At 72.7% G+C, this 25763-nt stretch carries 26 protein-coding genes; 14 read left to right on the forward strand and 12 right to left on the reverse strand.

Annotated features, from left to right (window positions below; genetic code table 11):
* The first annotated feature begins 55 nt into the window (after nucleotides 1-55).
* Both GIS00_RS04915 and GIS00_RS04920 read left to right on the forward strand, forming a co-directional pair.
* Nucleotides 56-910: a class F sortase gene (locus GIS00_RS04915; protein ID WP_154767177.1), complete on the forward strand. Its 855-nt coding sequence runs from the start codon at nucleotides 56-58 to the stop codon at nucleotides 908-910.
* 121 nt (nucleotides 911-1031) lie between these two features.
* On the forward strand, nucleotides 1032-3221 hold the full coding sequence (locus GIS00_RS04920) for an FUSC family protein (RefSeq protein WP_154767178.1): 2190 nt from the start codon (nucleotides 1032-1034) through the stop codon (nucleotides 3219-3221).
* On the opposite strand, the gene GIS00_RS04925 is transcribed toward GIS00_RS04920, so the two are convergent.
* The 4 genes from GIS00_RS04925 to GIS00_RS04935 form a co-directional block, all read right to left on the reverse strand.
* A complete protein-coding gene (locus GIS00_RS04925; protein ID WP_154767179.1) occupies nucleotides 3208-4713 on the reverse strand; it encodes a right-handed parallel beta-helix repeat-containing protein in 1506 nt (501 codons plus the stop codon). The genes GIS00_RS04920 and GIS00_RS04925 overlap by 14 nt on opposite strands.
* A 265-nt stretch (nucleotides 4714-4978) precedes the next feature.
* Nucleotides 4979-5476, reverse strand: a complete 498-nt coding sequence (locus tag GIS00_RS04930) for a DUF4395 domain-containing protein (RefSeq protein ID WP_154767180.1) — start codon at nucleotides 5474-5476, stop codon at nucleotides 4979-4981.
* A 98-nt stretch (nucleotides 5477-5574) separates the two neighbouring features.
* Nucleotides 5575-5667, reverse strand: coding sequence for a putative leader peptide (locus tag GIS00_RS29255; RefSeq protein WP_407666746.1), 93 nt, complete (start codon nucleotides 5665-5667; stop codon nucleotides 5575-5577).
* Between the two features lie 33 nt (nucleotides 5668-5700).
* Nucleotides 5701-7122, reverse strand: a complete 1422-nt coding sequence (locus GIS00_RS04935; protein WP_196073117.1) for a sensor domain-containing diguanylate cyclase — start codon at nucleotides 7120-7122, stop codon at nucleotides 5701-5703.
* A 464-nt stretch (nucleotides 7123-7586) separates the two neighbouring features.
* Here GIS00_RS04935 and GIS00_RS04940 point away from each other — a divergent pair, with 464 nt between their 5' ends.
* The 5 genes from GIS00_RS04940 to GIS00_RS04955 are packed head-to-tail and all read left to right on the forward strand — an operon-like array spanning nucleotide 7587 to nucleotide 9832.
* Entirely contained in the window at nucleotides 7587-7808 is a 222-nt protein-coding gene (locus GIS00_RS04940) for a hypothetical protein (RefSeq protein WP_154767182.1), read from the forward strand.
* Nucleotides 7808-8203 (forward strand): TadE/TadG family type IV pilus assembly protein, encoded by a 396-nt coding sequence (locus GIS00_RS04945; protein WP_322097725.1) that lies wholly within the window; start codon nucleotides 7808-7810, stop codon nucleotides 8201-8203. The genes GIS00_RS04940 and GIS00_RS04945 overlap by 1 nt, the downstream gene beginning before the upstream one ends.
* 38 nt (nucleotides 8204-8241) lie before the next feature.
* Entirely contained in the window at nucleotides 8242-8652 is a 411-nt protein-coding gene (locus tag GIS00_RS26790) for a hypothetical protein (protein ID WP_196073118.1), read from the forward strand.
* Nucleotides 8649-9059, forward strand: coding sequence for a pilus assembly protein TadG-related protein (locus GIS00_RS04950; protein ID WP_196073119.1), 411 nt, complete (start codon nucleotides 8649-8651; stop codon nucleotides 9057-9059). The genes GIS00_RS26790 and GIS00_RS04950 overlap by 4 nt, the downstream gene beginning before the upstream one ends.
* 50 nt (nucleotides 9060-9109) lie before the next feature.
* Complete coding sequence (locus GIS00_RS04955) at nucleotides 9110-9832, forward strand: VIT1/CCC1 transporter family protein (protein ID WP_322097513.1); 723 nt, start codon at nucleotides 9110-9112, stop codon at nucleotides 9830-9832.
* A gap of 36 nt (nucleotides 9833-9868) precedes the next feature.
* On the opposite strand, the gene GIS00_RS04960 is transcribed toward GIS00_RS04955, so the two are convergent.
* A complete protein-coding gene (locus GIS00_RS04960; RefSeq protein WP_154767186.1) occupies nucleotides 9869-10168 on the reverse strand; it encodes a DUF1540 domain-containing protein in 300 nt (99 codons plus the stop codon).
* Between the two features lie 249 nt (nucleotides 10169-10417).
* Here GIS00_RS04960 and GIS00_RS04965 point away from each other — a divergent pair, with 249 nt between their 5' ends.
* Complete coding sequence (locus tag GIS00_RS04965) at nucleotides 10418-11494, forward strand: DNA topoisomerase IB (protein ID WP_322097514.1); 1077 nt, start codon at nucleotides 10418-10420, stop codon at nucleotides 11492-11494.
* Nucleotides 11495-11497: 3 nt separating this feature from the next.
* Here the strand turns inward: GIS00_RS04965 and GIS00_RS04970 are convergent, their stop codons facing one another.
* Both GIS00_RS04970 and GIS00_RS28820 read right to left on the reverse strand, forming a co-directional pair.
* A complete protein-coding gene (locus GIS00_RS04970; RefSeq protein WP_154767187.1) occupies nucleotides 11498-11929 on the reverse strand; it encodes a VOC family protein in 432 nt (143 codons plus the stop codon).
* Nucleotides 11926-12765 (reverse strand): helix-turn-helix domain-containing protein, encoded by an 840-nt coding sequence (locus GIS00_RS28820; RefSeq protein ID WP_154767188.1) that lies wholly within the window; start codon nucleotides 12763-12765, stop codon nucleotides 11926-11928. The genes GIS00_RS04970 and GIS00_RS28820 overlap by 4 nt, the downstream gene beginning before the upstream one ends.
* A gap of 114 nt (nucleotides 12766-12879) precedes the next feature.
* Between GIS00_RS28820 and nhaA the strand changes: the two genes are divergently transcribed.
* From nhaA to GIS00_RS05005, 6 genes are read left to right on the forward strand one after another with little or no spacing between them, the layout of a single operon-like run.
* Nucleotides 12880-14223, forward strand: a complete 1344-nt coding sequence (gene nhaA, locus GIS00_RS04980; protein WP_322097515.1) for a Na+/H+ antiporter NhaA — start codon at nucleotides 12880-12882, stop codon at nucleotides 14221-14223.
* A gap of 52 nt (nucleotides 14224-14275) precedes the next feature.
* A complete protein-coding gene (ddaH, locus tag GIS00_RS04985; protein WP_154767189.1) occupies nucleotides 14276-15103 on the forward strand; it encodes a dimethylargininase in 828 nt (275 codons plus the stop codon).
* Entirely contained in the window at nucleotides 15100-16101 is a 1002-nt protein-coding gene (dhaK, locus tag GIS00_RS04990; protein WP_322097516.1) for a dihydroxyacetone kinase subunit DhaK, read from the forward strand. The genes ddaH and dhaK overlap by 4 nt, the downstream gene beginning before the upstream one ends.
* 2 nt (nucleotides 16102-16103) lie before the next feature.
* Nucleotides 16104-16781, forward strand: a complete 678-nt coding sequence (dhaL, locus tag GIS00_RS04995; protein ID WP_322097517.1) for a dihydroxyacetone kinase subunit DhaL — start codon at nucleotides 16104-16106, stop codon at nucleotides 16779-16781.
* On the forward strand, nucleotides 16781-19177 hold the full coding sequence (gene dhaM, locus GIS00_RS05000; RefSeq protein ID WP_154767191.1) for a dihydroxyacetone kinase phosphoryl donor subunit DhaM: 2397 nt from the start codon (nucleotides 16781-16783) through the stop codon (nucleotides 19175-19177). The genes dhaL and dhaM overlap by 1 nt, the downstream gene beginning before the upstream one ends.
* 30 nt (nucleotides 19178-19207) lie before the next feature.
* Entirely contained in the window at nucleotides 19208-20263 is a 1056-nt protein-coding gene (locus GIS00_RS05005) for an isopenicillin N synthase family dioxygenase (RefSeq protein ID WP_196073120.1), read from the forward strand.
* A gap of 31 nt (nucleotides 20264-20294) precedes the next feature.
* On the opposite strand, the gene GIS00_RS05010 is transcribed toward GIS00_RS05005, so the two are convergent.
* The 5 genes from GIS00_RS05010 to GIS00_RS05030 form a co-directional block, all read right to left on the reverse strand.
* Nucleotides 20295-21026, reverse strand: a complete 732-nt coding sequence (locus GIS00_RS05010) for an SDR family oxidoreductase (protein ID WP_154767193.1) — start codon at nucleotides 21024-21026, stop codon at nucleotides 20295-20297.
* A gap of 140 nt (nucleotides 21027-21166) precedes the next feature.
* Entirely contained in the window at nucleotides 21167-22393 is a 1227-nt protein-coding gene (locus tag GIS00_RS05015; RefSeq protein ID WP_196073121.1) for an ROK family transcriptional regulator, read from the reverse strand.
* Nucleotides 22394-22398: 5 nt separating this feature from the next.
* Nucleotides 22399-23871: a glycoside hydrolase family 3 protein gene (locus tag GIS00_RS05020; protein ID WP_322097520.1), complete on the reverse strand. Its 1473-nt coding sequence runs from the start codon at nucleotides 23869-23871 to the stop codon at nucleotides 22399-22401.
* The gene (locus GIS00_RS05025; protein WP_154767195.1) at nucleotides 23868-24767 is read right to left on the reverse strand and encodes a carbohydrate ABC transporter permease; all 900 of its coding nucleotides are present in this window, start codon (nucleotides 24765-24767) and stop codon (nucleotides 23868-23870) included. The genes GIS00_RS05020 and GIS00_RS05025 overlap by 4 nt, the downstream gene beginning before the upstream one ends.
* Nucleotides 24764-25747: a carbohydrate ABC transporter permease gene (locus GIS00_RS05030; RefSeq protein WP_154767196.1), complete on the reverse strand. Its 984-nt coding sequence runs from the start codon at nucleotides 25745-25747 to the stop codon at nucleotides 24764-24766. The genes GIS00_RS05025 and GIS00_RS05030 overlap by 4 nt, the downstream gene beginning before the upstream one ends.
* Nucleotides 25748-25763: the final 16 nt, after the last annotated feature.

The following is a 25763-nucleotide window of genomic DNA, read 5'->3' on the forward strand; positions in this document are numbered from 1 at the left end:
CCGAGGCGACCCGGACCCGGTCCTCTCTCCACGGGCAGCAACACGAAGGACGGTCATGAGCTCCGAACCGATGCCGGACGATCTGGACGCCTCCTCCGCCGGAAGGCGCAGGCGTGCAGGCTTTCTCGCAGCACTGCTCGCAGTGGTCGGTGTCGTGCTGCTCGTGGTCGCCTCCTGTTCCTCGCAGTCCGGCCCGCCGCAGCCGAACGCGGCCCAGGCCGCGGGGGTGAGCAGCGCGACCGCCGGAAGCGTCACGTCCGCGCCGAGCGCGACCGCCACGACAGCGCCGAAGAGCACGGCGCCGCCGAAGACGACCGCGCCGCCGAAGACGACCGCGCCTTCGAAGACCAGTGCGCCGCCGAAGACGACCGCACCGCCGAAGACCACGGCGCCGCCGAAGACGACCGCGCCGCCGAAGACCACCGCAGCAGCACCGTTGACCCTGCCGGCATCGGCGCCGACGTCGATCTCCATCCCGTCGATCGGGGTGCAGTCCTCGCTGCTGGACCTGGGGCAGAACGCCGACGGCACCATCGAGGTGCCCTCGCTCGACGATCCGGACTCCAAGGCCGGCTGGTACGACAAGTCGCCCGCGCCAGGCAGTCTCGGTCCGTCGATCGTGCTGGGCCACGTCGACTCCAAGAAGTACGGCCCCGGTGTCTTCTACGAACTGGGCAACCTCCAGCCAGGGGCACAGATCGACATCGCCCGCAAGGACGGGACCACCGCCGTGTTCAAGGTCGACCGGGTGGTGTCCTACCCCAAGGACGACTTCCCGACCCTGTCGGTCTACGGCAACCTCGACCACGCCGGCCTGCGGCTGATCACCTGCGGCGGGGTCTTCGACTCCGACGCCGGGTCCTACGAGAGCAACATCGTGGCCTACGCGACCCTGGTCTCCACGGCCTGACGGCCGTGCCGGAGCTCCCGAGGGGTGAGCTCACTCCGCCGCGGCGGCGCCCCGCCCAGGGGTGGCGCCGCGGTCGTGTGCGCGGCTGAGAGAATCCGGTGATGCAGCCGGAGACGGGCCGATGACCTCGGCGGTGGCCAGGGCCTCCGACCTGCTCGACAGCGGCTCCGACCGCATCCGGCAGGAACTGCGGGACACCCGTGACCGCTTCATCGCCTCCGATCCCGGCGCGGCCCGGCTCCGGCAGGGGCTGCGCGCCCTGGTCGCGCTCGCCAGCACCATCGCCCTGGAGGCCGGCCTCGCCGCGCTGCTCGGCCGACCGGCGATGCTGCCGATGCTCATCGGTTCCGTCGTCGCGGTGCTGATGGCCTCGGGGGTCAAGGAGGGCCGCCGCCGAGCGGCGCTGGTCACCGTGCTCTGCTGCCCGGTGGCCGCAGTCGGCGGCGTGGCCCTCGGTGTGCTGACCGCGGAGGTGCACCTGCTCGGGCTCGTCACCTTCGTGCTGGTGTCCTTCGCGGCCGTGTGGGTCCGCCGGTTCGGCCCGCGGTGGTTCACCCTCGGCTTCCTGACCTGGCAGAGCTTCTTCTTCGCGCTGTTCCTCGATCCGCCCGTGCAGGAGCTGCCGTTCCTGCTGCTCGCCGTGCTGCTGGCCTGCGTCTGGGTGGGTGCCCTGCTGCTGACCGTCCTGCACGAGGATCCGGAGGCCAAGCTGCGCCGGGTGGTCGCAGCGCTACGGGCCCGGGCGCGGACGGGTGTCGCTGCCGCCCTGGAGGTCATCGACGACCCGGGGGACCGGCGCAAGGTGCTGGCGCTGCGCAAACAGCTGATCCAGCTGCGTGAGGTGGCGCTGCTGCTGGACGGCCAGCTGGCCGACGAACGGTCGCTGCCCGAGGGCGCCTCGCCCGGCGGCATGCGCCGGTGGACCGTCGACATTGAGATCGGTATGGACGAGCTCTGCTCGGCCGCGGTCGACATCGCCGACGGCAGTGCGGTGCTCGGGCCGGAGCTCCTCGACGCCGTCCGCCGGGCGCTGACCGCACTCGGCTGGGACGGTCCGGAGCAGGCCCGCGACGCCCTGCGCCTGCTCGACCCGTTCCAGGAGACCCCGGCCGTGCGGCGGCTGTCCGGCGCTGCCGGGTTCCTGCTGGACGCGGTGCAGCAGTGGGATTCCGGCGAGGTACTGCGCGGTGACCCGGGGGACCGCCTGGACGACGGTGACTTCGAGCCGGTCATCACCCTGGTCGGCGGCAACCTGCCCGGATCCGCGGCCCTCGCCGAGCGCACCCTGGACCGCGACGGCGCCCCGCGGTTCGGCCCCTCCCGGTTGCGGCTGACCACCCGGCAGGCGGTGCAGGCCGGGCTCGCCGCCGCGCTGGCCATCGTGGTGGGGGAGGCGATCTCGCCGCAGCGCTACTTCTGGGCGGTGATCGCCGCATTCATCGCCTTCGCCGGTACCGCGACCTCCGGCGAGACGCTGTCCAAGGGGGTGGCCCGCATCTCCGGCACCCTGGTCGGGCTGGTCGCGTCGGTCTGGGTCGCCGAACTGGTGGACGGCCGCACGGTGCCCGCACTGGTGGTGATCGCGGTCTGCATCTTCGGGGCGTTCTTCCTGCAGCCGGTGTCGTACACCGCGATGATCTTCTTCGTCACCGTGCTGCTGGGCCAGCTCTACACGCTGCTCGGCACCTTCTCGAGCCAGCTGCTGGAACTCCGCCTCGAGGAGACCGTCGCCGGTGCCGTCATCGGCATCCTGGTCTCGTTGCTGGTGCTGCCCACGCACAGTCGGGCCACCCTGAGGGTGGCGCGAAAGGACTTCCTGGACCAGCTCGGCGGTCTGCTGGACGGGGTCGCGGACACGCTCGACGGACGGACACCGGAGAACGACCTGATCGGCGGGGTGGTCGGCCTGGATGCTGCGGCCCGGCAGCTGATCCGGTTGCGCCGCGGACTCACCCGGGGTCGGCTCTTCGGCGGTGACCGGGTCGCCACCCGGCACCGGGTGTCGGTGCTGAGCAGCTGCGCGGCAGCGGCCCGGACCCTGGCCGTGGCGACCGGCACGCCGGGTACCGCGCGCCCGGAGCTGGCGGAGGCCGCCCGCACCTTGGCGACCGAGGCGCGGCGGTTGGCCGACGTCCCGGCACTGGTCGACGTCCGGGCGGACGAGAACGGCGGTCCGGCCGGTGATGTCGCGGAGTCGCTGGACCACCTGGACCCGTCGGTGCGGCCGGCCGTCCGGCGCGCCCTGCGCCGGCTCGCCGACGGGCTGGCCCTGCTGGGACCCCGCCCGGTGCCGGAGGTCAGCGCACGCTGAACGGCACAGCCACGCTGTCGGCCGTGTTGCCGGCGGCGTCGGTGGCCCGGGCGACGACGTGATAGGTCCGTCCCTTGGTCAGCGCCAGGGTGTTCACCGGCAGCTTCCACTGCCCGCCGGACAGCGTCGCGGCACCGAAAGGCACGGTGTCCACGAGGATCTGGACCGAACGCACGCCGGACTTGTCGTCCGTCGCCGACGCGGTGAAGGTGGCCGACCGGGTGGCGGACGCGCTCGAGCCGCGGGTGGGGGAGGTGACCCGGACGTCCGGTGCCCGTCCGTCCGCGCCGTCCGTCCGCGACGAGGTGGCCGAGACCTCCACCACCGCACCGGCCGTCGCACCGGCCGTCGTGCCGGCGAGCGCGGTCCCCTTCCGGTCCAGCGCCGCGCTCTTCCTCGCGCCGACCGGGCTGATCACCGTCTGCGCCGGATCGACCGGCCGCAGGTCGTGCCTGGTCCGGTTGACCACATCGACGACACCGTAACGGTTCCCGTTGTTCCCCAGTGCAGACGGAACGCGGCAGAGGCCGAGGTTCCAGCGGGCGACGACGGTGTTGGTCATGACGGCGCCGCAGTCGGAGAGGTAGTCGACGATGTTGCGGTCGAAGACGGCGCCGGGGGTGGTGATGCGGGCGGCGCCGTCGAGGAAGGTGTTGTTGCGGACGGTGATGCCGGTCATTTTGGTGTAGCGCAGGTCGATGCTGGTGCCGCCGTTGCAGGCGGCGGACTTGACCAGGCAGCCCTGGACGAAGTTGGACTCGACGAGGACGTCGTTGACGCCCCAGCCGGATCCGGGGGAGAAGATGATGCCGGCGTTGTAGCAGTTGGCCAGGGTGTTGCCGCGCAGGGTGATCTTGTTGGCGTCGTAGATCTGGATGCAGTCGGCGTGGTAGCCGGTGGAGCCGCCCTTGGTCTGGTTGTAGTCGTGGACGTAGTTGTTCTCGACGAGCACGTTGGTGGCGCGGGAGATCTGGATGCCGTCGAGTGAGGAGCCGTCGCGGAACTCGGAGTTGCGGACGGTGACGTTGTTGGAGCGCAGGAACATGCCGCCGCCGTCGAGCAGGGCGCCGTCGACGGTGGTGCCGGTGGCGGTGGAGTAGATATAGAAGGTGATGGTGACGGTGACGTTCTTCCACACCAGGTTGGGGGCGTAGGTGCCCAGGCGGCCGAAGGTGGCGGTGGCGCCGGTGGCGGGGCGGACGGTGACCGGGGCGGTGGTGGTGGCCTTGCCGCCGCGGACGTCGACGTTGCCGTAGGAACCGCCGGCCAGTTGCACGACACTCCCGGCGGTGGCGGCGGACACGGCGGTGGTCAGCGCGCAGGGACGGGCGGGGGTGCACTCGGTGCCGCTGCCGGCGGGAGAGACGTAGAGGGTGCGGGCGGCCGCGGCGGCCGACGACGCGGACGAGATCCCGACCAGGCCGCCGAGGACCAGCAGCAGGGGCAGCAACAGCCGGACCAGTCGGCGGGTGCGGCGCGGGACGGCACGCATGTCAGGTCACTCCCGGTGAGGATCACGGCCAGAAGGCGTCGTGCCCAGATCCCCTCCGGTGGAGCACGACTCACCCAGTATGAGTGAATCGATCATGGGCGCCGGGCTCGTCGGAGGGACCGCTCGTCACTGTCGGTGACAGTCGGCGGAGCCTGCCGTGCCACTGTCCGGCGGGTCTCACCCGCGCAGGTGGCACCGGGCGGGTGGTGACGGATCGTGATGACACACGGTGCGCTCCATCATGCGCCGGAGTGTTCCTGCAGGTTCACGCCGCGGGTGCTGTCGCGGACCAGCGCTGCCCGACGTTCGCGCACTCCTCGCAGACCGACGCCGGGATCAGGCCGAGCCGCTGCAGCCGGCCGAACACGATGCAGCCGAGGCAGATCGCGAAGGCCGACTCCAGCAGAGCGGCCACGATCACCAGACCGACCAGCACCCACGGCACCACCCCGACGCCGACGAGCGCCAGCACGGCCGCGGTGCCGGTCATCACCAGGCCCATGCCCTGCGCGAAGCGCTTCGGCGGGCCGGGGACGAGCTTCGGCGGGCCGAGCCGCGGGGCGATCACCCGGGTGGCCAGTTGGCCGAACGGGGACAGGGTCGGGCCGGTGAGCACCCGGGCGAGGAACCCGGCGGCCAGCAGCACCACCAGCACCTCGCTGCGCAGCACCAGGGTGACGGTCGCCAGCACGACGACCAGGCCGGCCACGCTGCGGGCGGCCTTCTCGTTGACGGGGTTGGGGAAGCTGAACAGGGCGGACATCAGGGCTCCGGGAAGATCAGGGCTAACAGGGCAGGCGCGGATTCAGCACTGGGGATTCAGCGCAGGGGATTCAGCACTGGGGATTCAGCGCAGGGAGATCAGCGACAGGCGCTGCTGCAGACCCGGAGCAGGTCGATGTGGCGTCGGGAGGTCAGCGCAGGACGACGGCGCACACCCCGGTTCCCGGACACCGGTTCATGATAGGCCCGGCGCGGGCCGGCGGGTCAGGCGGACAGTCCCTCGGACCGGTTCCGGCCGGCCCGTTTCGCCCGGTAGAGCGCCTCGTCCACCCGGCCGATGAGCGCGGTCGGGTTCTCCGCACCGTCCCAGGTGGCGTAGCCGGCGCTCGCCGTGCCCGGGCCGGGGACCGCTGTGCGGAACCGTTCGACGACGGCGTGCACGTCGGCCCCGGCGGCGTGCAGGACCGCCAGCGCGAACTCCTCGCCGCCCCAGCGCACCACCAGCGCGTCGTCGCCGAACCGGCTCCGGGTGTTCGCGGCGAACGCCTGGATCAGGTGGTCGCCGGACAGGTGACCGTGCCGGTCGTTGAACTCCTTGAAGTGGTCGAAGTCCGACATCGCCACGGTGAGACGGGATCCCGTCCGGACGGCCTGCGCCATCAGCTCGGGCAGCCGACGGTCCCAGACACGCCGGTTGGGCAGGCCGCTGAGCTCGTCGGTCCCGGCCAGCAGCTCCAGTTCGGCGACCATCCTGGCCTGGTGCAGCGCGATGCCGGCCTGGTCGGCCAGCACGGCCAGCGCCTCGGTGGCCTTGCTCGCGGACAGCCCGGGAAGTTCCCGCCAGCCCACCTGCAGGACCGCGACCACCTGGCCGTCCGCGCAGACCGGGACCAGCAGGGCGCCGCGGAACCGCCGGTCCACCTGCGGCAGGAACATGTCCCGGCCGCTGAGCTCGTCCAGGAACAGCGGGTTCGCGGTGCGTCGGACGTGCTCGAGTGCCTTCGGCGTCGAGATCGGGGTGGCGTCGTCGGAACCGGCCGGATCGCAGACCTCCGCCGTAACCTCCAGATCACTGCTCCCGGTGGAACTCTCGACCAGTTCGGCGCGGTCCGCGCCCACCAGTTCGCGAGCGGCCCGGACGATCGCCGGCCGGACGTCGTCGCCGGCGCCGATCCGCCGCATGACGGCAGCCACCAGCCGGAGATTGGACTCCGACTCGCGCAGCGCCTGCTCGGCGGCCTTCCGCTCGGTGACGTCCTGCATGTGCGCCAGCGTCCAGGTCTCGCCGTCCGGGCCGGGGACATGGTTGAACGACAGCCAGGCCCAACGGATGCTGCCGTCCGGTCGGACGTAGCGCTTCTCGACCTTCGCCACCCCGTCCGAGGCGTTCTCGACCAGCACGGTGGCGCTGCCGTGCGCGGCGCGGTCGTCGGGGTGGGTCCACGGCATGCTGTTGCGGCCCAGCAGCTCCGACTGCGGGCGGCCGAACAGCCGGCACAGCGCGGCGTTGACCGCGAGGAAACGGCCCTGTCCGTCGGCCAGGCCGATACCGACCGGGGACTCGTCGAACACCAGCTTGAAGGCGTCCGGGGTGAGGACCGGCAGCGGATTCTCCGCCGGGTCCGGGACGGGGCCGCCGGCGCTGTCGGCACCGTCGGTGAGGGCGTCCACGGTGGTCAGGCCCATCACCCCATCTCGATCGTCACGGCACCCTACCGTCATGTCCGATTCGTCCCACAGTGTTCGTCGTTCGTCCCACAGTGCCGACGACCACCGGGACCTCTACTCTCGCCCACGGATCGACGGCCTGGCCGTACCGACGTCCGCGGTTCGGTGACTCTCGGCAACACCGACCGGACACTTCGCCATCCGGATGCCTGGCGGGCACGCCCGTGCGTGACGGTCGGTGAGGATTTCACCCCTTCGTGCTGGTCGGAATGTGTTGCCGTGCCGTCGATCGGGTGGTTACCCTTCGCGGCAGGGGTGGATCGCGGGCGGTCGGGGGACCGCCACGCGCTCGGGGTCGGGGGTGCACCGCGTCGCGTTCGGGGGGCGGTGCCCGCGGTCCGCCCTGCTATGTCAACAGCAACGGCAGAGGGGAAGAGTTCGTGGGGGAATCAGGTGCGGGGCGATGGCGGATCAGCCGGGTCGTGACGGCGCTGGTGATCGGATGGTGGGCGCTGTTCACGCAGGTCGCCGGTCACGTGCGCGGGTCGGGGACAGGGGAGCGGGACCGCGGGGACGTGCCGGGGTGGGTGATGATCACGGTGATGACCGCCATCACCGTGGTCGCGCTGCTGGTGGTGTTCCGGGACCAGGTGACCGAGGCGGTCACCGAGGCGTTCGACAAGGTCCGGCAGGGTGGCGACTGATCGACCGGCGCGGCGGTGCCGGCCGCCGGGACCGGGGGTCCTCCGTCGCCGAGTTCTCGATGGTGCTGGTCCTGCTGCTGACGCTGTTCCTGGCGCTGCTGTCGGTCGGACTGTGGGCGTGGGTCCGGGTGATGCTGACCTCTGCGGTGACCGATGCGGCGAGATGGGCGGCCGCCGAGGGTGTGCCGGTGGCGGCCGCCACCGAGCGGGTCCGGGCCGCCCTCGGCGACGGCCTGCTCGCCTCCACCTCCGGCACGCTGCGCTGCGAATCGGTCGACGAGGGGCTGCTGGTGCGGGTCAGCTGCACGATGACCGCACCCGGACTGATCTCACCGCTGGACGGGGCGCTGCCGGAGATCACCGTGACCGGCCACGCCCTGCGCGAACGCCCCTGACAGCCGAGAACACCGACGGCGGCCGCGCGGTCATCGAGGTGCTGGTACTGGCTGTGCTGGTGTTGCTGCCGGTCACCTGGATCCTGCTGTCACTGCTCCGGCTGCAGGCCGCATCGCTGGGCGTGGACCAGGCGGTACGACAGGCGGTACGGGCGCTGGATGCGGCGCCGTCGGTGGGCATCGGCATGGAGCGGGCCCGGCTGGTCGCCGGCGTCGCGCTGCAGGACCAGGGCATCGGGACCGACGGGATGGTCGTGTCGGTGGTGCCGGTCGGTGCGGGATGCGCTGCGCCGCCGGTGGTTCCCTCGCTGCGGCCGGGCGCCGTCTACGACGTCTGCGTGCGGGCGACGGTGACCCTGCCCGGCGTGCCCTCGATGCTGTCCGGGACCGCCAACACCGCGACCGGAGTGCTCACCTGGCATGTCGGCGAGCTGCGGGAGGGCCGGTGAGCGGGCGCGGGCCTGTCGGTGACCGGGGATCGGTGGCGCCGTTGGTGATCGGCATGGCGCTGGTGCTGCTGGTGCTCGGCTATGCGGTCACGGCTGCCGGGTCGGCGTTCCTGCAACGGCAACAGCTGCAGGCGCTCTGCGACGGGGCCGCGGCTGCCGCGGGTGACACCGTGCGCCCGTCGGAGACGGGTGGCCCGGGACCCAGGCCGGCCACCGCCGCGGCGGCCGCAGCCCTGCGTTACCTCTCGACCCGCGATGCCGATGTCCGGGTGCAGGTCTCGGTGTCGGCCGGGGCTGCGACGGTGCAGTGCGCCCGGCTCGCGCCGGTCGTGTTCGGCGAGCTGTTCGGCAGTCCGCAGGTGGAGGTCGGGGTGACGGCGGTCGGCCGGCCTGCCGTGCGTCCGTGACACCGGTGGGTCCGTTTGGATTTCCGTCGCGAGAATGGTTGTCTCACAGGGTGAGCACCGACACCGACCCGCCCGGCGGCCACCCCGGCGAACCGCACCACGACACCTCCCGGCTGAACTGGCTGCGTGCCGGTGTGCTCGGGGCGAACGACGGGATCGTTTCCACCGCCGGACTTGTCGTGGGCGTGGCCGGTGCGACGGCGGACCGCGGGGTCATCTTCACCGCGGGTTTCGCCGGACTGGTGGCCGGCGCGGTCTCGATGGCGCTGGGCGAGTACGTGTCGGTGAGCAGCCAGCGGGACTCGGAGAAGGCGCTGCTGTCGTTGGAGAAGCGGGAGCTGGCCGAGGATCCCGAGGCGGAGTTCGACGAGTTGGTCGGGATCTACGAGGCCAAGGGATTGCGGCCGGCGACGGCCCGACAGGTCGCACAGGAACTGACCGCGCACGACGCGCTGGCCGCCCACCTGGACGCCGAGCTGCACCTGGACCCGGAGGAACTGGCGAAACCCTGGCAGGCCGCCGGCGCGTCGGCGCTGTCGTTCACCGTGGGTGCGCTGCTGCCGCTGGTGGCGATCCTGCTGCCGAACGGGTCCTGGCGGGTTCCGGTGACGGCCGTCGCCGTCCTGCTGGCGCTGGCGCTCACCGGGGTGATCAGCGCGCGGCTGGGCGGCGCCCGACCGCGGAAGGCGGTGATCCGGGTGGTGATCGGCGGTGCCGTCGCGCTGGTCGTGACCTACGCCATCGGCCGGCTCTTCGGCACCGCCGTCTCCTGATCGATCAGGAGAATCACTGTGGAGAACAGCTGCGGGTCAGCCCTTCTCGTAGGTCAGACAGTCGGCGAGATCGTGACCGGCACCGATCTTCACCGTGCCCGCGGTGCACTCGAGCGATTCGTTGTGTACGCAGTCGGCGCGCTGACAGGCGCCCACCTGGCCGGTCACCGTGGGCAGACCGCCCTTGTCGGCGAGCGGGATGAAGGTGGCGCACTCGGCGTCACCGTTCGCCCCGCCGATGGTGACGGCGAAGGCGTGGCAGGACGAGTGGTCGTTGTACGAGCACCCGGAGACGGTGCACTCGGAGATCTTCGGCATGTCGACGGCGGCGGTCATCGGTACCTCCTGGGGTCGGTGCCCGACCGGTTGGTCCGGCGTGTCCCGACGGCCTGCCGCGCGGCGGAGCGGCAGGCCGTCGATCTCGACGCTAGACCCCCGAAACAGCCTGCGCCAGCAAGGTAGTACTGCCTTACCCGCAGGTCAGAGGCTGTGCGTCCGCTGTCCGGATTGACCTCGCGCGACGGGGGAACAGCGGTCACCAGGAGCACAGGGCAGGCTGGGCTCCGCGGGAGGACGGGAGCAACGGTGGCACGCTTGCGGCGCAGTCATCCCGGGCAGCCGGGCTACGGTCGCCGGCGGCGCGGGCGCGGCTGGGAGTACCTCGACGAGCACGGCACCGCCATCACGGACCCGGAGATCCGGCACCGGCTGGCCGCTCTGGTGATCCCACCGGCCTGGACCGACGTGTGGATCTGCCGGTGGCCGAACGGTCACCTGCAGGCGGTGGGCACCGATGTCGCGGGGCGCCGCCAGTACCGCTACCACGCCGACTGGGAATCCGGCCGGCACCACCAGAAGTTCGAGCGGGTCGTCGGTTTCGGCCGCCGGCTGCCGATCGCACGGCGTGCCGTGACCACCCACCTGCACGAGGACGGCATGCCGCGGGAGAAGGCACTCGCCTGCGCCTTCCGGCTGCTGGACCGCGGGCACTTCCGGATCGGCGGCGAGGTATACGCCGAGTCCAACGGCAGTTTCGGGCTGTCGACGCTGCGGCAGGAGCACGTGCGGCGCGAGGGGAAGACGCTGGTCTTCGACTACACCGCCAAGTCCGGCCTGCACCGGATCGAGCGGATCACCGACCCCGACCTGCTGGACGTGATCGGCGCGATGAAGCTGCGGCGCAGCGGCCCCGACGAACTGCTCGCCTACCGGGACGGCAGGCAGTGGAAGCACATCGGCAGTGCCGACATCAACGCCTATCTGAAGGACGTGCTGGCGCCGGACATCTCGGCCAAGGACTTCCGCACCTGGCACGGCACCGTGCTCGGTGCGGTCGCCCTGGCCCAGCTCACCGAGGACAACCCCGCCGGGAAGCAGTGGTCCCGCCGTGCGGTCGACCGGGCGGTCCGGCAGGCGGTGAAGGCGGTCTCGCAGCGGCTGGGCAACACCCCGGCGGTCTGCCGGGCCTCCTACATCGACCCGCGGGTGATCTCGGCGTTCGAGGAGCGGCGCACCGTCGGCTCCGCAGTCCGCCGGGCCACCCGCACCCTCGCCGACACGTTGCCCGACGTGGTCGACGAGGAATCGGCCGGCGAGGTGCTGTCGTTGGTCGCCGGGGCGCCGACGGTGGAGCGGGCGGTGCTGACGCTGCTCCGCCACTGAGGTTCACCCCGTGGCGTGGGCCCCGGCGTAGGTGCCGATGCTGAAGGCGTTGCCCTCAGGGTCCAGGAAGCCGAACTCCTTGCTGCCGTAGTCGGTCTCCTGCAGCGGCCGCACCACCTGCCAGCCTGCGGCGAGCACCCGCTCGGCCACCACCGCCGGGTCGTCGATGACCAGGTACAGGCTGCTGTCGCCCACCCGGGACCGGCCGGTCCAGTCGTTGCCGCGCTCGGTGGAGCCGAACATCACCCCACCCCCGCCCGGCCAGCGCAACTCTGCATGCATGATCGGCCGGTCACCGTCGCCGCGGACCACCATGGACTCGGTGAAGCCGACGACCTCCACCAGGTAGGTCAGGGCCGCCTCCGCGTCGGCGTAGATGAGGGCGGGCCAGGTGCCGATGCGTTCCGTGCCGGTCAGGTGCTCCGTGTCTGTCATGCCGTCAGTCTGGACCCGTCGACCGGCTCAGGTCTTGAAGAAAACAGCGGCGCCTCCGCGCCGAGCCACTCCCGCGGCGAGCAGCCGGCCAGGTCCCGCCAGTCGCGCGACAGGTGAGCCTGGTCCGCGTACCCACGCCGGTGGGCGATGTCGGCCAGCGCACGACCGGTCCGCGCATCGGCCACTGCGGCGGTGAACCGGGCGATCCGGGACAGCTCCTTCGCACCGAGCCCGGTCTCGAACCGCATGCGTTCGGTGAGCCGGCGCCGGGACCACCCCACGAGGTCCGCCACCTGCGGCATGCGGAGCCGGCCGTGTCCGGCCACCACCAACCGGAACGCCTCGGTCAATTCCGGTGACGGGGCCTGCGCGGCAACGAGTCTGGCGCGGACACCGGCCAGTATCTGATCGCGGACCACGTCCGCCGGTAGGCCGGCGATCAGCTCCGGGGCCAGCTCCGGCCAGTCGAGATCGGTGAGAGCGAGGACCCTGCCGTGGATCTCGCCGGCCGGTAGGCCGAGCAGGGCGCGCGCGGCCAACGGGTGCAGGTCGAGCTGCAGTCCGGCCTGCGGACGGTCCTGGGGGAGCAGCACCGACCGGTCGTGCAGCCCGCCCACGAGGGTCCGGAATTCCTGCACCCGGTGCCCGCCGGTGTCGGGAATGCCGACCGGGACCACGGTCTCGCCGAACGGGACGACCACGGTGATCCATGGCGAGGGCAATCCGCGGTGCACGATGCCGGAGGCGCTCGACGACCAGACCAGCGCCCGCCGCACCGCACCGGGCGGGATCCCGGTGAGGTCCAGCCGGCGGCTGCGGCTCGGGAGTTCCTCCACCCGATCGAGCGTAGGCGCCCGGCACGCGGCTGTGCGGTAAAATGACTGTCAGGTGTGCCGGGAAGTCTGGTCGGCGGGCAATCGATCGACCCTCGAACCCGGGAGGTTCCGCCAGTGCGCCGTGCGCTCACCCCTTTCACCCTGCTCGGCCGGGGTAGTTGGCCGGAGGCCAGCCGGATCGCCGGATTGCTCCGCAGGGAGACGGTCGGCGGTGTGCTGCTGCTGATCGGCACGGTCGTGGCGCTGGTCTGGGTGAACTCGCCGTGGGGCGATGCCTACACCGGGCTCGGGCAGGTGAGGGTCGGGCCGGCCGCGCTGCACCTGGACCTCACGCTGGCCCAATGGGCCGCCGACGGACTGCTGGCGATCTTCTTCTTCGTCGCCGGACTGGAACTCAAGCGCGAATTCGTCGCAGGCGACCTGCGCGACCCGCGCCGTGCGGCCGTCCCGGTGGCGGCCGCGGTCGGCGGGATGGCCGTCCCGGCACTGCTGTTCGTGCTGTTCAACCTCAATTCCGGCGACGGCGCCCTGGGTGGCTGGGCCATCCCGACGGCCACCGACATCGCCTTCGCCCTGGCTGTTCTCGCTGTCATCTCGACCTCGCTGCCGACCTCGCTGCGGACCTTCCTGCTGACCCTGGCGGTGGTCGACGACCTGCTGGCGATCGTGATCATCGCCTGCTTCTACACCAGCTCGCTGCAGCCGCTCTGGCTCGCGCTCGCGCTGGTGCCGCTCGCGCTGTTCGGTTTCCTGGTCCAGCGCCGGGTGCGCTCCTGGTACCTGCTGCTGCCGCTCGCCGTGCTCACCTGGGCGTTCATGCACGCCTCCGGGGTGCACGCCACCGTGGCCGGGGTGCTGCTGGCCTTCACCGTGCCGGTGGTGCGCAGTGAGGCGGCCGGCGGGCCGGAGGCCGGGCCGGGTCTGGCCGAGCACTTCGAGCACCGGATCCGGCCGCTGTCCGCCGGGTTCGCCGTGCCGGTGTTCGCCTTCTTCGCCGCCGGAGTCGCCTTCGGCGGCTGGTCCGGGCTCACCGACTCGCTGGGCGACACCGTCGCGCTGGGCATCGTCGTCGGCCTGGTGGCCGGCAAGACGATCGGCGTGCTGGCCGGCACCGCGATCGCCTCGAAGGTCCTCGGCATCCGGATGGCCGACGGGATGAGCTGGTGGGACCTGCTCGGCCTGGCGATGCTGGCCGGGATCGGGTTCACCGTGTCGCTGCTGATCGGTGAGCTGGCGTTCGGGGCCGGGACGGTCCGTGACGACCACGTCAAGGTCGGGGTGCTGGTCGGCTCGCTGATCGCCGCCCTGCTGGCCACCGTGCTGCTGCGCATCCGGGACCGGCACTACCGGCGGATCTGCGCCGAGGAGCAGGTGGACGAAGACCACGACGGCATCCCGGATGTCTACCAGCGCGACGGGTCCCGGGCCGGCAGTCAGGGGAGCACCGGCGGGCAGTAGACACCGGGCGGCGCTAGGGTCGTTCCCGACACCGGTACGGCGGGAAGGAAGCATGTCCAGCGCACCCTCGGCGCTCGTCCGGCGGCCCTCGCCGCACCTCGCGGACGGGCTGATCACCCACATCACCCGCACCCCGGTGGACACGGCCGCCGCCCTGGTCCAGTGGCAGGGCTACGTGGACGCGCTCACCGGTGCCGGCTGGAGCACCGTCGAGGTGGCCGCGGCCCCGGAGTTCGCCGACTCGGCGTTCGTCGAGGACACCGTGGTGATGGTCGGTGAGGTCGCGGTGCTCACCAGGCCCGGCGCACCGGAGCGGGCCGGCGAGCCCGACGCCACCGCGGACACCCTGGCCGCACTCGGACATCCGGTGCGGCGGATGGCCTCCGGCCGGCTCGACGGCGGCGACGTGCTCAAGGTCGGCGACGTGGTCTACGTCGGCCGCGGCGGCCGCACCGATGCGGCCGGCGTCGCCGAGTTCCGCCGACTGGTCGAACCGCTGGGCCGGCGGGTCGTCGCCGTCCCGATCAGCAAGGTGCTGCACCTGAAGTCGGCGGTCACCGCGCTGCCCGACGGCACGATCGTCGGCTACCCGCCGCTGGTCGACGACCCGGCGTTCTTCCCGCATTTCCGGCCGGTGCCCGAGGAGGCCGGTGCCCACGTCGTCGATCTCGGCGGCGGGCGCCTGCTCGTCGCCGCATCGGCGCCCCGATCGGCGGAGCTGCTGGCCGATCTGGGCTACACACCGGTCCCGGTGGACATCCAGGAGTTCGAGAAGCTCGAGGGCTGCGTGACCTGCCTCTCCGTCCGGCTGCGGGTGCCGCCGGCCGGGGTCGCGGAGGCCGGCACGGTCCCGGCGACACAGGACAGGACGACGCAGTGAAGAAGATCATCAACGACCCCACCGACGTGGTCACCGAGTCGCTCGCCGGGTTCGGCGCCGCGCACTCCGACATCGTGCGGGTGGTGGACGACCCGCTGTACGTGGTGCGGGTGGACGCCCCGGTCGCCGGGAAGGTCGGCCTGGTGTCCGGCGGCGGCAGCGGGCACGAGCCGCTGCACGCGGGCTATGTCGGCGCCGGGATGCTGGACGCGGCGGTGCCGGGGGCCATGTTCACCTCGCCGACCCCGGACCCCATCGTGGCGGCGACCCGGGCCGTCGATTCCGGCGCCGGCGTGCTGCACATCGTGAAGAACTACACCGGCGACGTGCTCAACTTCGAGATGGCCGCCGAGCTGGCCGGTGCCGAGGGCACCCGGGTGACCACGGTGGTGGTGGACGACGACGTCGCGGTGCAGGACTCGACCTGGACGGCCGGCCGGCGGGGCGTCGGTGGCACGGTGCTGCTGGAGAAGATCGTCGGCGCGGCCGCCGAGCGCGGTGACGACCTGGACGCGGTCACGGCGCTGGCGTCGAAGGTCAACGCGCAGGTGCGGTCGATGGGCCTGGCGCTGTCGGCCTGCACCGTGCCGCACGCCGGTGAACCGTCCTTTGTCCTGGGCGACGACGAGATCGAGCTCGGGGTGGGCATCCACGGCGAGCCGGGCCGCGAGCGGCGGAAGATCGCCAAGGCCGATGTGCTGGTCGGCCTGCTGCTCGACCCGATCGTGGCCGACCTGCCGTTCTCCTCCGGTGACCGGGTGCTGCTGTTCGTCAACGGCATGGGCGGCACCCCATTGTCCGAGCTGTACCTGGCCTACAACACGGCGCGGAACAGCCTGCAGGACAAGGGGATCACCGTCGAGCGGTCCCTGGTCGGCAACTACATCACCGCGCTGGAGATGCAGGGGATGTCGCTGACCGTGCTGAAGTTGGACGACGAGATGATCGAGCTGTGGGACGCGCCCGTGCGGACCGCGGCACTGCGAAAGGGCGTGTGAGGGTGGCGGTCGACACCGCATCGGTGGTCAGGGCGGTCCAGGCGATGGCGGCGACCACCGCCGGGCACAAGGCCGAGCTGACCCGGCTGGACCGGGAGATCGGCGACGGCGACCACGGCGAGAACCTGGCCCGCGGTTTCCACGCGGTGCTGGCGAAGCTGGCCGGCACCGAGCCGGCCACGCCCGGTGCGGTGCTGCAACTCGTGGCGACCACGCTGATCTCGACCGTGGGTGGTGCGTCCGGACCGCTGCTCGGCACCGCGTTCCTGCGGGCCGGTTCCTCGCTCGGCGGCGCCACCGAGATCGACGGGCCGATGGTGGCGACCGCGCTGGAGGCCGCCCGCGACGGCGTGGTCGCCCGCGGCAAGGCCGAACCGGGCGACAAGACGATGGTGGACGCGCTGGCGCCGGCCGCCGCCGCCGCCCGGGCCGCGGCCGACGGCGGTGCCGACCTGGTCGGGGTGCTGGCCGCCGCTTCCGAGGCGGCGACCGCCGGCGCCGCGGCCACCTCACCGCTGCAGGCCCGCAAGGGCCGGGCGTCGTACCTGGGGGAGCGGTCGGTCGGCCACGTGGATCCCGGGGCCCGGAGCACCGCGTTCCTGCTGGAGTCGCTGGCCCGCCGCGCCGCGGAGCGGGCGGCCGCGACCGACCAGGACCACGACCAGGATCCGGCCGGCTGATGTCCGTCGGCCTGATCGTCGTCTCGCACAGCCGGGCGCTGGCGGAGGGCACGGCCGCACTGGCCCGGCAGATGGCGCCGTCGGTGACCATCGCCGAGGCCGGCGGCACGGAGGACGGGTCGATCGGCACGTCCTTCGACGCGATCATGGCGGCCATCGCGACCGCCGACTCCGGCGACGGTGCGGTGCTGCTCTACGACCTGGGCAGTGCCCTGCTCACCGCCGAGACCGCACTGGAGTTCAGCGATCCCGAGGCCGCGGAGCGTATCCGGATCGTGGACGCGCCGTTGGTGGAGGGGGCCGTGGCGGCGGCGGTGGCGGCGGAGTCGGGGGCCGGGCTGGACGGGGTCGCCGAGGCGGCCGGGCGGTCCGGCGGTTCCTGGGCGACCGTGGAGCCGGCGCAGGTCGCGGTGGGCGACGGCCCGCAGGCCGGACGGTCGGTGCTGGTGGTCAACCCGCTCGGCCTGCACGCCCGGCCGGTGGCCGCACTGGTGCGGGCGCTGGACGGCTGGGACGCGGTGGTCACCGTGGCGCGGCCCGGCGGCACCCCGGTGGACCTGCACGCGGTGCTGCGGGTGGTGGCGCTGGCCCTGCGCGGCGGGGAGACGGTCGACCTGGCCGCCACCGGTCCGGACGCGGTCCCGGTGCTGGACGTGCTGGCCGGGCTGATCACCGGCGGATTCGGCGAGGTCGGCACCGGGGTGCGGCTGGTGCCGTCGTCGATGGGCGCGGCGCCGGCCCGGCTGGGTGCGGCGCCGGCCAACCGGCCCGCGGTCGCCGCCCGGATCGACGACGGGGTGCTCACCGCGGTCCCCGGCTCGCCGGGGCTGGCCGTCGGCCGGCTCGTCCGGCTGGACCGGGCGCCGGTGCAGGTGACCGGTGCCGCCGGTCGCGGCACCGATGCGGACGCCGCGGCCGAGGCGATCACGCTGCTGGCCGCTGCGATCGCCGCGGCCGGCCGGAAACTGGCCGCCGGCAACCAGTTCCAGGTCGCGCACGCCGCATTGCTGGCCGACCCGGAGTTGTCCGCCGCGGCCGGCCGCCGGATCACCGAGGACCACCTGGACGCCGCGGCGGCCTGGTGGTCGGTGATCGCGGCGCGGGCGGAGGAACTCGCCGCCGACCCGGACGAACTGGTCGCCTCCCGCGGCGCCGATGTCCGGGAGGCCGGCGCCGCCGTGCTCACCGAGCTCGGCCTGGACGTCGACCGCATCCCGGCGAGCCTGGACGGGGCGATCATCGTCGCCGACGACCTCGGGCCGGGCGAGGTGCCGGTGCTGGTGGAACGCGGCGCGGCCGGTGTGGTGCTGGCCCGCAGCTCGATCACCGCGCACGCGGTGATCGTCGCCCGCGGGCTGGGCCTGCCGATGGTGCTGCGGGCCGGCGACCTGCTGGCCCGTCGACCGGCCGGCACGGTGCTGGTGCTGGACGGCGCCGTCGGCACCGTCCAGGTGGATCCGTCGGCGGAGGTGGCCGATGCGGCCCGGGCCCGGATCACCGCGCTGGCCGACGAACGCGCCGCGCTCACCGCACTGGCGGCGGCACCGGTGGTGCTGCCGGACGGCCGGGAGATCGCCGTGGTGGCCAACGTCGGGTCGCTGGCCGACGCCCGGGCCGCGGTGGCGAACGGCGCCGACGGGGTGGGCCTGCTGCGCACCGAGCTGCTGCTGCTGGACCGGGACACCTTCCCGGACGAGGACACCCACTGCGCCGATGTGCGGGCGATCCTCGAGGTGCTCGGCGACCGGCCGGTGGTGGTCCGGCTGCTCGACGCCGGCGGCGACAAGCCGGTCACCGCACTGGCTCTCGATCCGGTGCAGCACGGCTTCCTGGGTGTCCGCGGGCTGCGGTACCTGCTCGCCCACCCGGATCTGCTGCAGTTGCAGCTGCGCGCCGTGCTGCGTGCGTCGGTCGGGCACCGGGTGTCGGTGATGGCGCCGATGGTGTCGGTGGCCGCGGAGGTGCACGCGCTGCGGGCCGCGGTGGACCGGGCGGTGGCGTCGCTCGATGCCGAGGGCGTCGCGTTCGCCGCGCCGGAGCAGGTCGGGGTGATGATCGAGGTGCCGGCGGCGGCGCTGGCGGCCGACGAGATCTGCGCGGTGGCCGATTTCGTCTCCGTGGGCTCCAACGATCTCACCGGCTACCTGATGGCCGCCGACCGCACCAACCCGGAGGTCGCCGACCTGCTGGACCCGCACGGCACCGCCCTGCAGCGGCTGCTGGACCAGCTCTGCGCGCAGGCGAACGCCGCCGGCACGCCGATCGCCGTCTGCGGCGAGATCGCCGGGATGGTGGACCAGGTACCGGGTCTGGTGGCCCGTGGGGTGCACGAGCTGTCGGTCGCGCCGGCCCGGATCCCGGAGGTCAAGCAGGTGCTGCGGGCCCTGCCGGTCTGACCCGCCCCGCCCGGGAGCATGATGGATGCCATGTCAACGCACGCCAGGACGTCAGCGGATCCGGTCACATCGCTGCCGGTGGTCGATCTGTCGCAGTGGGATCCGGCGGTGCCGGACAGCGAGCGATCCGTCGCGTTCCTGGACGGTCTGCGCGACGCCACCCACCGGATCGGGTTCTTCTACCTGGTCGGCCACGGCATCCCGGACGACCGGATCGCCGAACTGATGGATGTCTCCCGGCGGTTCTTCGCGCTGCCCGAGGCCGACAAGCTGGCCATCGAGAACCTGCGCAGCCCGCACTTCCGCGGCTACACCCGGGTCGGCGGCGAGCGCACCCAGGGCCGCACCGACTGGCGCGAGCAGATCGACATCGGCCCGGAGCGGCCCGCGGTCCCGGCCGGCCCGGGGGTGCCGGACTTCGAGGTGCTGGAGGGGCCGAACCAGTGGCCGGCCGCGCTGCCCGAGCTGCAGCAGGTGATGGAACGCTGGGACGCGACGCTGGCCGATCTCGGCCGGACACTGCTGGCGGCGTGGGCGGTCTCGCTCGGTCAGCCGGCCGACGTCTTCGACGCCGCGTTCGCGGACAGGCCCTCGACACTGATCAAGATCGTCCGCTATCCGGCCCGGCCCGAGCCGGAGGCGAAGCAGGGCGTCGGCGCACACAAGGACGGCGGGGTGCTCACCCTGCTGCTGGTGGAGCCGGGCAAGGGCGGTCTGCAGGTGGAGCACGACGGCGGCTGGATCGACGCCCCGCCGGTGCCCGGTGCGTTCGTGGTCAACATCGGCGAGCTGCTGGAGGTCGCGACCGGGGGCTACCTCAAGGCCACCGTGCACCGGGTGGAGTCGCCGCCGGTGGGCAGCGACCGCATCTCCGTGCCGTACTTCTTCAACCCGGCGCTGGCCGCCCGGATCCCGTTGCTGACGCTGCCGCCGGAGCTGGCCGCGGAGGCGGCCGGGGTCACCGCCGACCCGGACAACCCGATCTTCGACACCTACGGCGCCAACGCGCTGAAGAGCCGGCTGCGGGCACACCCGGACGTCGCCGCGATCCATCACGCCGACCTGGTGGCGGCGCAGGCCCACTGATCCGGGCCCGCGCCACCCCCGCCGGCAAGGGTCAGCGGCTGGAGTAGCCGCCGTCGATCGGCAGGCTGACACCGGTGATCATCCCGGCCTCGTCACCGAGCAGGAAGACGATGGGACCGGCGATGTCGTCCTCGGTGGCCCACTTGTGCAGCGGCATGGCCTCCAGGAACGGGCCCTCGATGTCCGGGCGGCCCCAGTACCAGGCCGACATCGGCGTCATCACGACGGTCGGGTTCACGCTGTTCACCCGGATCCCGTACTGCCCGAGCTCGAGCGCGCTGACCCGGGTGATGTTGTCCAGGGCGGCCTTCGAGGAGCCGTAGGAGATGTGCCCGGTCAGTGCGACCAGCGAGGCCTGGCTGGAGACGTTGACGATGGAACCGCCCTTGCCGCCGGCGATCATCAGCCGGGCGGCGTACTTGGTGACCAGCAGCGAGCCGCGGGCGTTGATGCTGATGACCCGGTCGAACACGTCGATGTCGGTGTCCTGCGGCGTGGCGATCTCGCCGCCGTCACCGCCGCAGTTGACCACGCCGTACAGCTCGGTCAGGCCCTCGATGGCGGTCCGGATGCTGTCCTCGGAGGTGAGGTCGAAAGGCAGTGCGGTGGCGCCGGTCTCGCCACAGATGGCGGCCAGCTTCTCCTCGTTGCGGCCGGAGGCGAGCACGGTGGCGCCCGCGGCCACCAGCTTGCGAACGGTGGCGCCGCCGATGCCACCGCTGGCACCGGTGACCAGGATCGTGCGTCCGTCGAACTGGGTCATGGGTAGGGCTTCCTTCCGGGTATGACGGCTCTGACACCGTTGTCAGAAGGAGTATGACAACGATGTCAAGCCGGCGCGACCAGAGCCGCTGCCGATGGGAGGAGGGGCGCGACCCGAGCCGCTGCCGATGGGAGGAGGGGTCAGCCGGCGCGGCCGTTGACCGGTCCGGACAGGCCGACCGGGCCGAAGAGCTCGGACCGCACACTGCGCAGGGCGGTCTCCACCGCCCCTTGCAGCACGCCGTCGCCGGACAGCGTGGAGGTGGCGACGCGGGTGCGCACGAAGGAGAGCTGGCCCAGCCGCTCGACCACCCGCTCGCGCAGCGCCTCGCCGCCGGCCACGGCCACCGGTCCGCCCAGCACCAGCAGTGACGGGTCCAGCAGGGTGGTCACCGCGGCAGCACCGACGGCGATGCCGGCGGCCAGTTCGGTGAGCAGTTCGTCCCCGGCGGGCCCGGCGGTCAGCGCGGCGGTGACGATCGCCGCCGGCTCCCCGGCCCGCAGGCCGAACCGGCGGGCCAGTGCCCGCAGCCCCTGCCCGCCGACCAGCGACTGGAAGGCGCCGGTGCCGCCGCGGTCGGCGCGCGGCGGTTCGATCCCCGGCACGCCGAGGTAGCCGATCTCGCCGGCGCCGCCGTGGGCGCCGGTGCGCAGTACTCCGTCCAGCACCAGACCCAGGCCCACACCTCGGTCCAGCCAGAGCAGGGCGTAGTCCTCGCAGCCCTTGGCCGCACCGTGCGCGCCCTCGGCGACCGCGGCCAGGTTGACGTCGTTGCCGTGCGCGACCGGGATGCCGACCGCGTCGGTGATGGTGTCGATGAGACCCGGCGCCTCCCAGCCGCGGATGTGCCGGGCGTGCCGCAGGTGCCCGGTGACCGGGTCGATGACGCCCGGGGTGGCGACCACCAGCCGGCGGACCCGGGAGCGGTCCGGGGCGGCGCCGTCGAGCAGACCGCCGACGGCCAGCTCGATCTCGCCCACCGGGCTGGACTCGCGGCGGGCGGCGACCGGCACCTGGTGGGTGGCGATCAGTTCGCCGGTGAGGGTGGCCAGGCCGGCGACGGCACCTTCCTGCTCGATGTGCACGCCGATCACGTAGGCGGCGCCCGGGTCGACGGCGTAGATGCGGGCGTTCGGGCCGGGCCCGCCGGCCACCACGCCGGTGGTGGTCACCAGCCCCTTGCCCTCCAGGCGGGCCAGCAGCGAGGACACCGTCGGCTTGGACAGCCCGGTGAGCTCGCCGATCCGGCCCCGGGTGGACGGCCCGTGCTCCAGCAGCAGGTGCAGCACCACCTGGTCGTTGATCTCCCGCAGCAGGCGCGGCGAGTCGGCGCCGCGGCGGTCACCGGCGGGGTCGGGTCCGGACATGCGGATCATTCTGTCCCTGTCCCGGCCCGCACCCGGAGCAGGGCCCGCACGACGGCCCGGCTGTTGGCCAGGGTGGCACCGGCGCTGGCGATGGCCGGTGCGGAATCCGGTGCGGCGGTACCCATCTCGACCAGCACCGCGTCGGGACGCAGGCGGCGCAACGCAGTGGCTGTCTCGTCCATGAACGGGTGCCGGTGCCGGTCCCGGGTGATCAGCAGGACCGACCGGGCCGCAGCGATCTCCGTGGCCGGCAGCGCGGCCCCGGGCAGCACCAGGTGTTCGGTGACGGGGCCGGGCAGTCCGGCCTCCGGCCGGGCGGGACCCCAGGGCACCCGGCCGACCGCGATGTTGCGCTGCGGCTGGCAGCGCAGCACCAGCGTCCCGCCGGCGCCCGGGAGCGCCGGTAGCGGCCCGTTGACCAGCAGTGCGCGGTCGGCGATCTCGTCGGCGAGGGCGGGCGCGGCCTGATCCCCGGCGTCCGGGGCCGGCCGGCCCAGCGCGCGGGCCCGGGACGCCGCCTCGTACAACCGCTCGTCGCTGATCCGGCCCTGCCGCACCGCCTCCACCAGTGCGGTGGCCACGGCGTCGACCAGGTCCTCGCCCGCGTCCTCGCCGCCGAAGCAGAGCAGGTCGGCGCCGGCCGCCAGCGCCCGGACGGCACCGTCGACGATGCCGTACTGCGCGGCGATGGCCGCCATCTCCAGCGCGTCGGTGACCACGGCACCGGTGAAACCCATGTCCCCGCGCAGGATCCCGGTGAGCCAGCGGTGGGAGACGGTGGCCGGCAGGGCGTCCACCGCGGGCACCAGCAGGTGACCGGCCATCACCGCGGCCACGCCGGCGTCCAGCGCGGCCCGGAACGGCGGCAGCGCGGTGAGTTCCAGTTCGTCCCAGGACTCGTCGAGGGTGGCCAGGCCGAGATGAGTGTCCGTCCCGGTGTCGCCGTGACCGGGGAAGTGCTTGACGCAGGCGGCGACGCCGACGGACTGCTGCCCGCGGACGAAGGCCGCGGTGTGCCGGGCGACCAGATCGGGGGAGCGGCCGAACGACCGGGTGCCGATCACCGGGTTGGCCGGGTCCAGTGCCACGTCCGCGCACGGTGCCAGGTTGAGCGTCACGCCGGCCCGGACCAGCAGCCGGCCGACGTCCGCGGCGATCGCCTCGGTGGCGGCGACGTCGTCGACCCGGCCCAGGGCGAAGTTGCCCGGGAAGCGGGAACCGGCGGCGGCGTCCAGACGTGTGACGTCCCCGGCCTCCTCGTCGATGGAGACGACGAGATCGGGCCGGCCGGACCGCAGGTCGTCGGTGAGGGTGCGGAGCTGGTCGAGGTCGGCGACGTTGCGGGCGAACAGGCAGACCCCGCCGAGGGATTCGTCCAGCCGGCGGCGCAGCCAGTCCGGCGCGGTGAGGCCGTCGAACCCGGGCAGCAGCACGGCGTGGGCCAGCGACTGCAGGGTGCCGATGGTGCTGCGGGTCACCCCTTCACCGCCCCGGCGGTGATCCCGGCGGCCACCTTGCGCTGGATGATCGCGAACAGGATCACGATCGGCAGCGCCACCACCGTCGAGGCGGCGGTCAGCGCGCCCCAGTCGACACCCTTGGTGGTGATGAAGGTGTCGAGCCAGACGGTGACCGTCTGCTTGTCGTTCTGCTTGAGCAGGACGTAGGCGAACAGGTACTCGTTCCATGCCTGGATGACCGAGAACACCGTGGTGGCAACAAGTCCCGGCGCCGCCAGCGGCAGGATGATGCGGCGGAAGGCCTGTGCGCGGGACGCCCCGTCGACCCACGCCGCCTCCTCCAGGTCCCTCGGCACCGAGGCGATGAAGCCGCGCAGCATCCAGACGGTGAACGGCAGCACGAAGGACAGGTAGGCCAGGGTCAGACCCAGTGCGGAGTCGGTGAGGCCGGCCTGGTTCAGCATCAGGTACATCGGGATGATCAGGCCCTCGACCGGCACCATCTGGATGGTGATCACCATGATGATCAGGATCTTCCGGCCGGTGAACTTCAACCGGGCCAGCGCCAGGGCGGCCAGGAACCCGATGACCAGGGCGGCGAGGGCGGTGGCAGTGACCACCACCAGGCTGTTCACCAGGCTGCCGACGAACCGCGGCTGCTCGAAGGCGCGGCGGTAGGAGTCGAGGGTGAACGGTGAGGGGAACCACTGCGGCTCCACCCGGCGCAGGTTGATGCCGGTCTTGAACGAGCTCGAGACCATCCAGTACACGGGGAAGACCATCACCAGCGCGATGGCCAGCCCGAGCAGGTTCCACAGGGTGCGGGAGCCGCCCCGGCGCAGCCGGCGGCCGCGCGGCGGCCGGGCGGCGGGCAGCACAGCTGTCTGCGGCGCGAGGGTCGTGGTGGCGGTCATCGGGCGTCCGCCTCGGCGTCGGCGGCCTGGGCGGTACGCAGCACCGAGCGGACTGCGAAGATCGAGAAGGCGCCCAGCAGCACGACGCTGATCAGGGAGATGGCGGCGCCGAGCCCGAAGTTCTTGTTGGAGAAGGATTCCACGTAGGACCAGATGCCGATCGTGTAGTAGGTGTCCTTGTTCGCGCCGATGTCGCGGAGCAGCCAGATCTGCGCGAACACCCGGTAGTCCCAGATGATCGACAGCACGGTGATGATCAGCACCGTCGGCTTGATGGCGGGGAAGGTGACGGCGGTGAACACCCGCCAGGCGCCGGCGCCGTCCAGCCGGGCCGCCTCCACCAGCTCGCCGGGGACGGCCGTCAGCGCCGCGTGCAGCGAGATGACCACGAACGGCAGGGCGCCCCAGACGACGATCGCGCAGATGACCGTCCAGCCGGTGACGGGGGAGGAGAACCAGTTGAAGCTGCGGGTGGGCAGCACCCCGGCGTGGAAGAGCGTGTAGTTCAGCACGCCGAAGCGTTGGTCGATCAGCCAGCGCCACATCGGCATGGCGATGATCGGCGGCATCGCCCAGACCATCACCATGGCCAGCAGCATGATCACCCGCACCGAGCGGGAGACCTTCGCCAGCAGATGGGCCAGCAGCAGACCGAGGCCGATGGTCAGGCCGACGGCGATCACCAGGAACCGCACGGTGTGCCAGAGCGAGCTCCAGAACTCCTCGGCGGCCAGCACCTCGCCGTAGTTGTCCAGGCCGACCCACTCGCTCGGCCGGCCGCCGACGAGCTGGTCCAGCCCGTACTTCTGGAACGACACGACGATCAGCCGGACCAGCGGGACGAGCAGCACGCCGGCCAGCACCAGCACCAGCGGCGCGACCATCAGGTAGGGGGCGATCGGCCGGCGGCGGCGGGGTGCGGCCGGTGCCGGTGGTGTCCGCTGTGCGGCGGGCGGGGCCGGTGGGGCGCTGACGGTCATGGGTGAAACCTTCCTG

This window comes from Nakamurella alba (assembly GCF_009707545.1).
Lineage (GTDB): Bacteria > Actinomycetota > Actinomycetes > Mycobacteriales > Nakamurellaceae > Nakamurella > Nakamurella alba.

Excerpts from the sequence above, each read along its gene's own strand:
- GIS00_RS04915 (WP_154767177.1), top strand. The coding sequence starts at position 56 with ATGAGCTCCGAACCGATGCCGGACGATCTGGACGCCTCCTCCGCCGGA.
- GIS00_RS04920 (WP_154767178.1), top strand. The coding sequence starts at position 1,032 with ATGACCTCGGCGGTGGCCAGGGCCTCCGACCTGCTCGACAGCGGCTCC.
- GIS00_RS04925 (WP_154767179.1), bottom strand. The coding sequence starts at position 4,713 with ATGCGTGCCGTCCCGCGCCGCACCCGCCGACTGGTCCGGCTGTTGCTG.
- GIS00_RS04930 (WP_154767180.1), bottom strand. The coding sequence starts at position 5,476 with ATGTCCGCCCTGTTCAGCTTCCCCAACCCCGTCAACGAGAAGGCCGCC.
- GIS00_RS04935 (WP_196073117.1), bottom strand. The coding sequence starts at position 7,122 with ATGGGCCTGACCACCGTGGACGCCCTCACCGACGGTGCCGACAGCGCC.
- GIS00_RS04960 (WP_154767186.1), bottom strand. The coding sequence starts at position 10,168 with ATGACCGCCGCCGTCGACATGCCGAAGATCTCCGAGTGCACCGTCTCC.
- GIS00_RS04970 (WP_154767187.1), bottom strand. The coding sequence starts at position 11,929 with ATGACAGACACGGAGCACCTGACCGGCACGGAACGCATCGGCACCTGG.
- ddaH (WP_154767189.1), top strand. The coding sequence starts at position 14,276 with ATGTCCAGCGCACCCTCGGCGCTCGTCCGGCGGCCCTCGCCGCACCTC.
- dhaM (WP_154767191.1), top strand. The coding sequence starts at position 16,781 with ATGTCCGTCGGCCTGATCGTCGTCTCGCACAGCCGGGCGCTGGCGGAG.
- GIS00_RS05005 (WP_196073120.1), top strand. The coding sequence starts at position 19,208 with ATGTCAACGCACGCCAGGACGTCAGCGGATCCGGTCACATCGCTGCCG.
- GIS00_RS05010 (WP_154767193.1), bottom strand. The coding sequence starts at position 21,026 with ATGACCCAGTTCGACGGACGCACGATCCTGGTCACCGGTGCCAGCGGT.
- GIS00_RS05015 (WP_196073121.1), bottom strand. The coding sequence starts at position 22,393 with ATGTCCGGACCCGACCCCGCCGGTGACCGCCGCGGCGCCGACTCGCCG.
- GIS00_RS05025 (WP_154767195.1), bottom strand. The coding sequence starts at position 24,767 with ATGACCGCCACCACGACCCTCGCGCCGCAGACAGCTGTGCTGCCCGCC.
- GIS00_RS05030 (WP_154767196.1), bottom strand. The coding sequence starts at position 25,747 with ATGACCGTCAGCGCCCCACCGGCCCCGCCCGCCGCACAGCGGACACCA.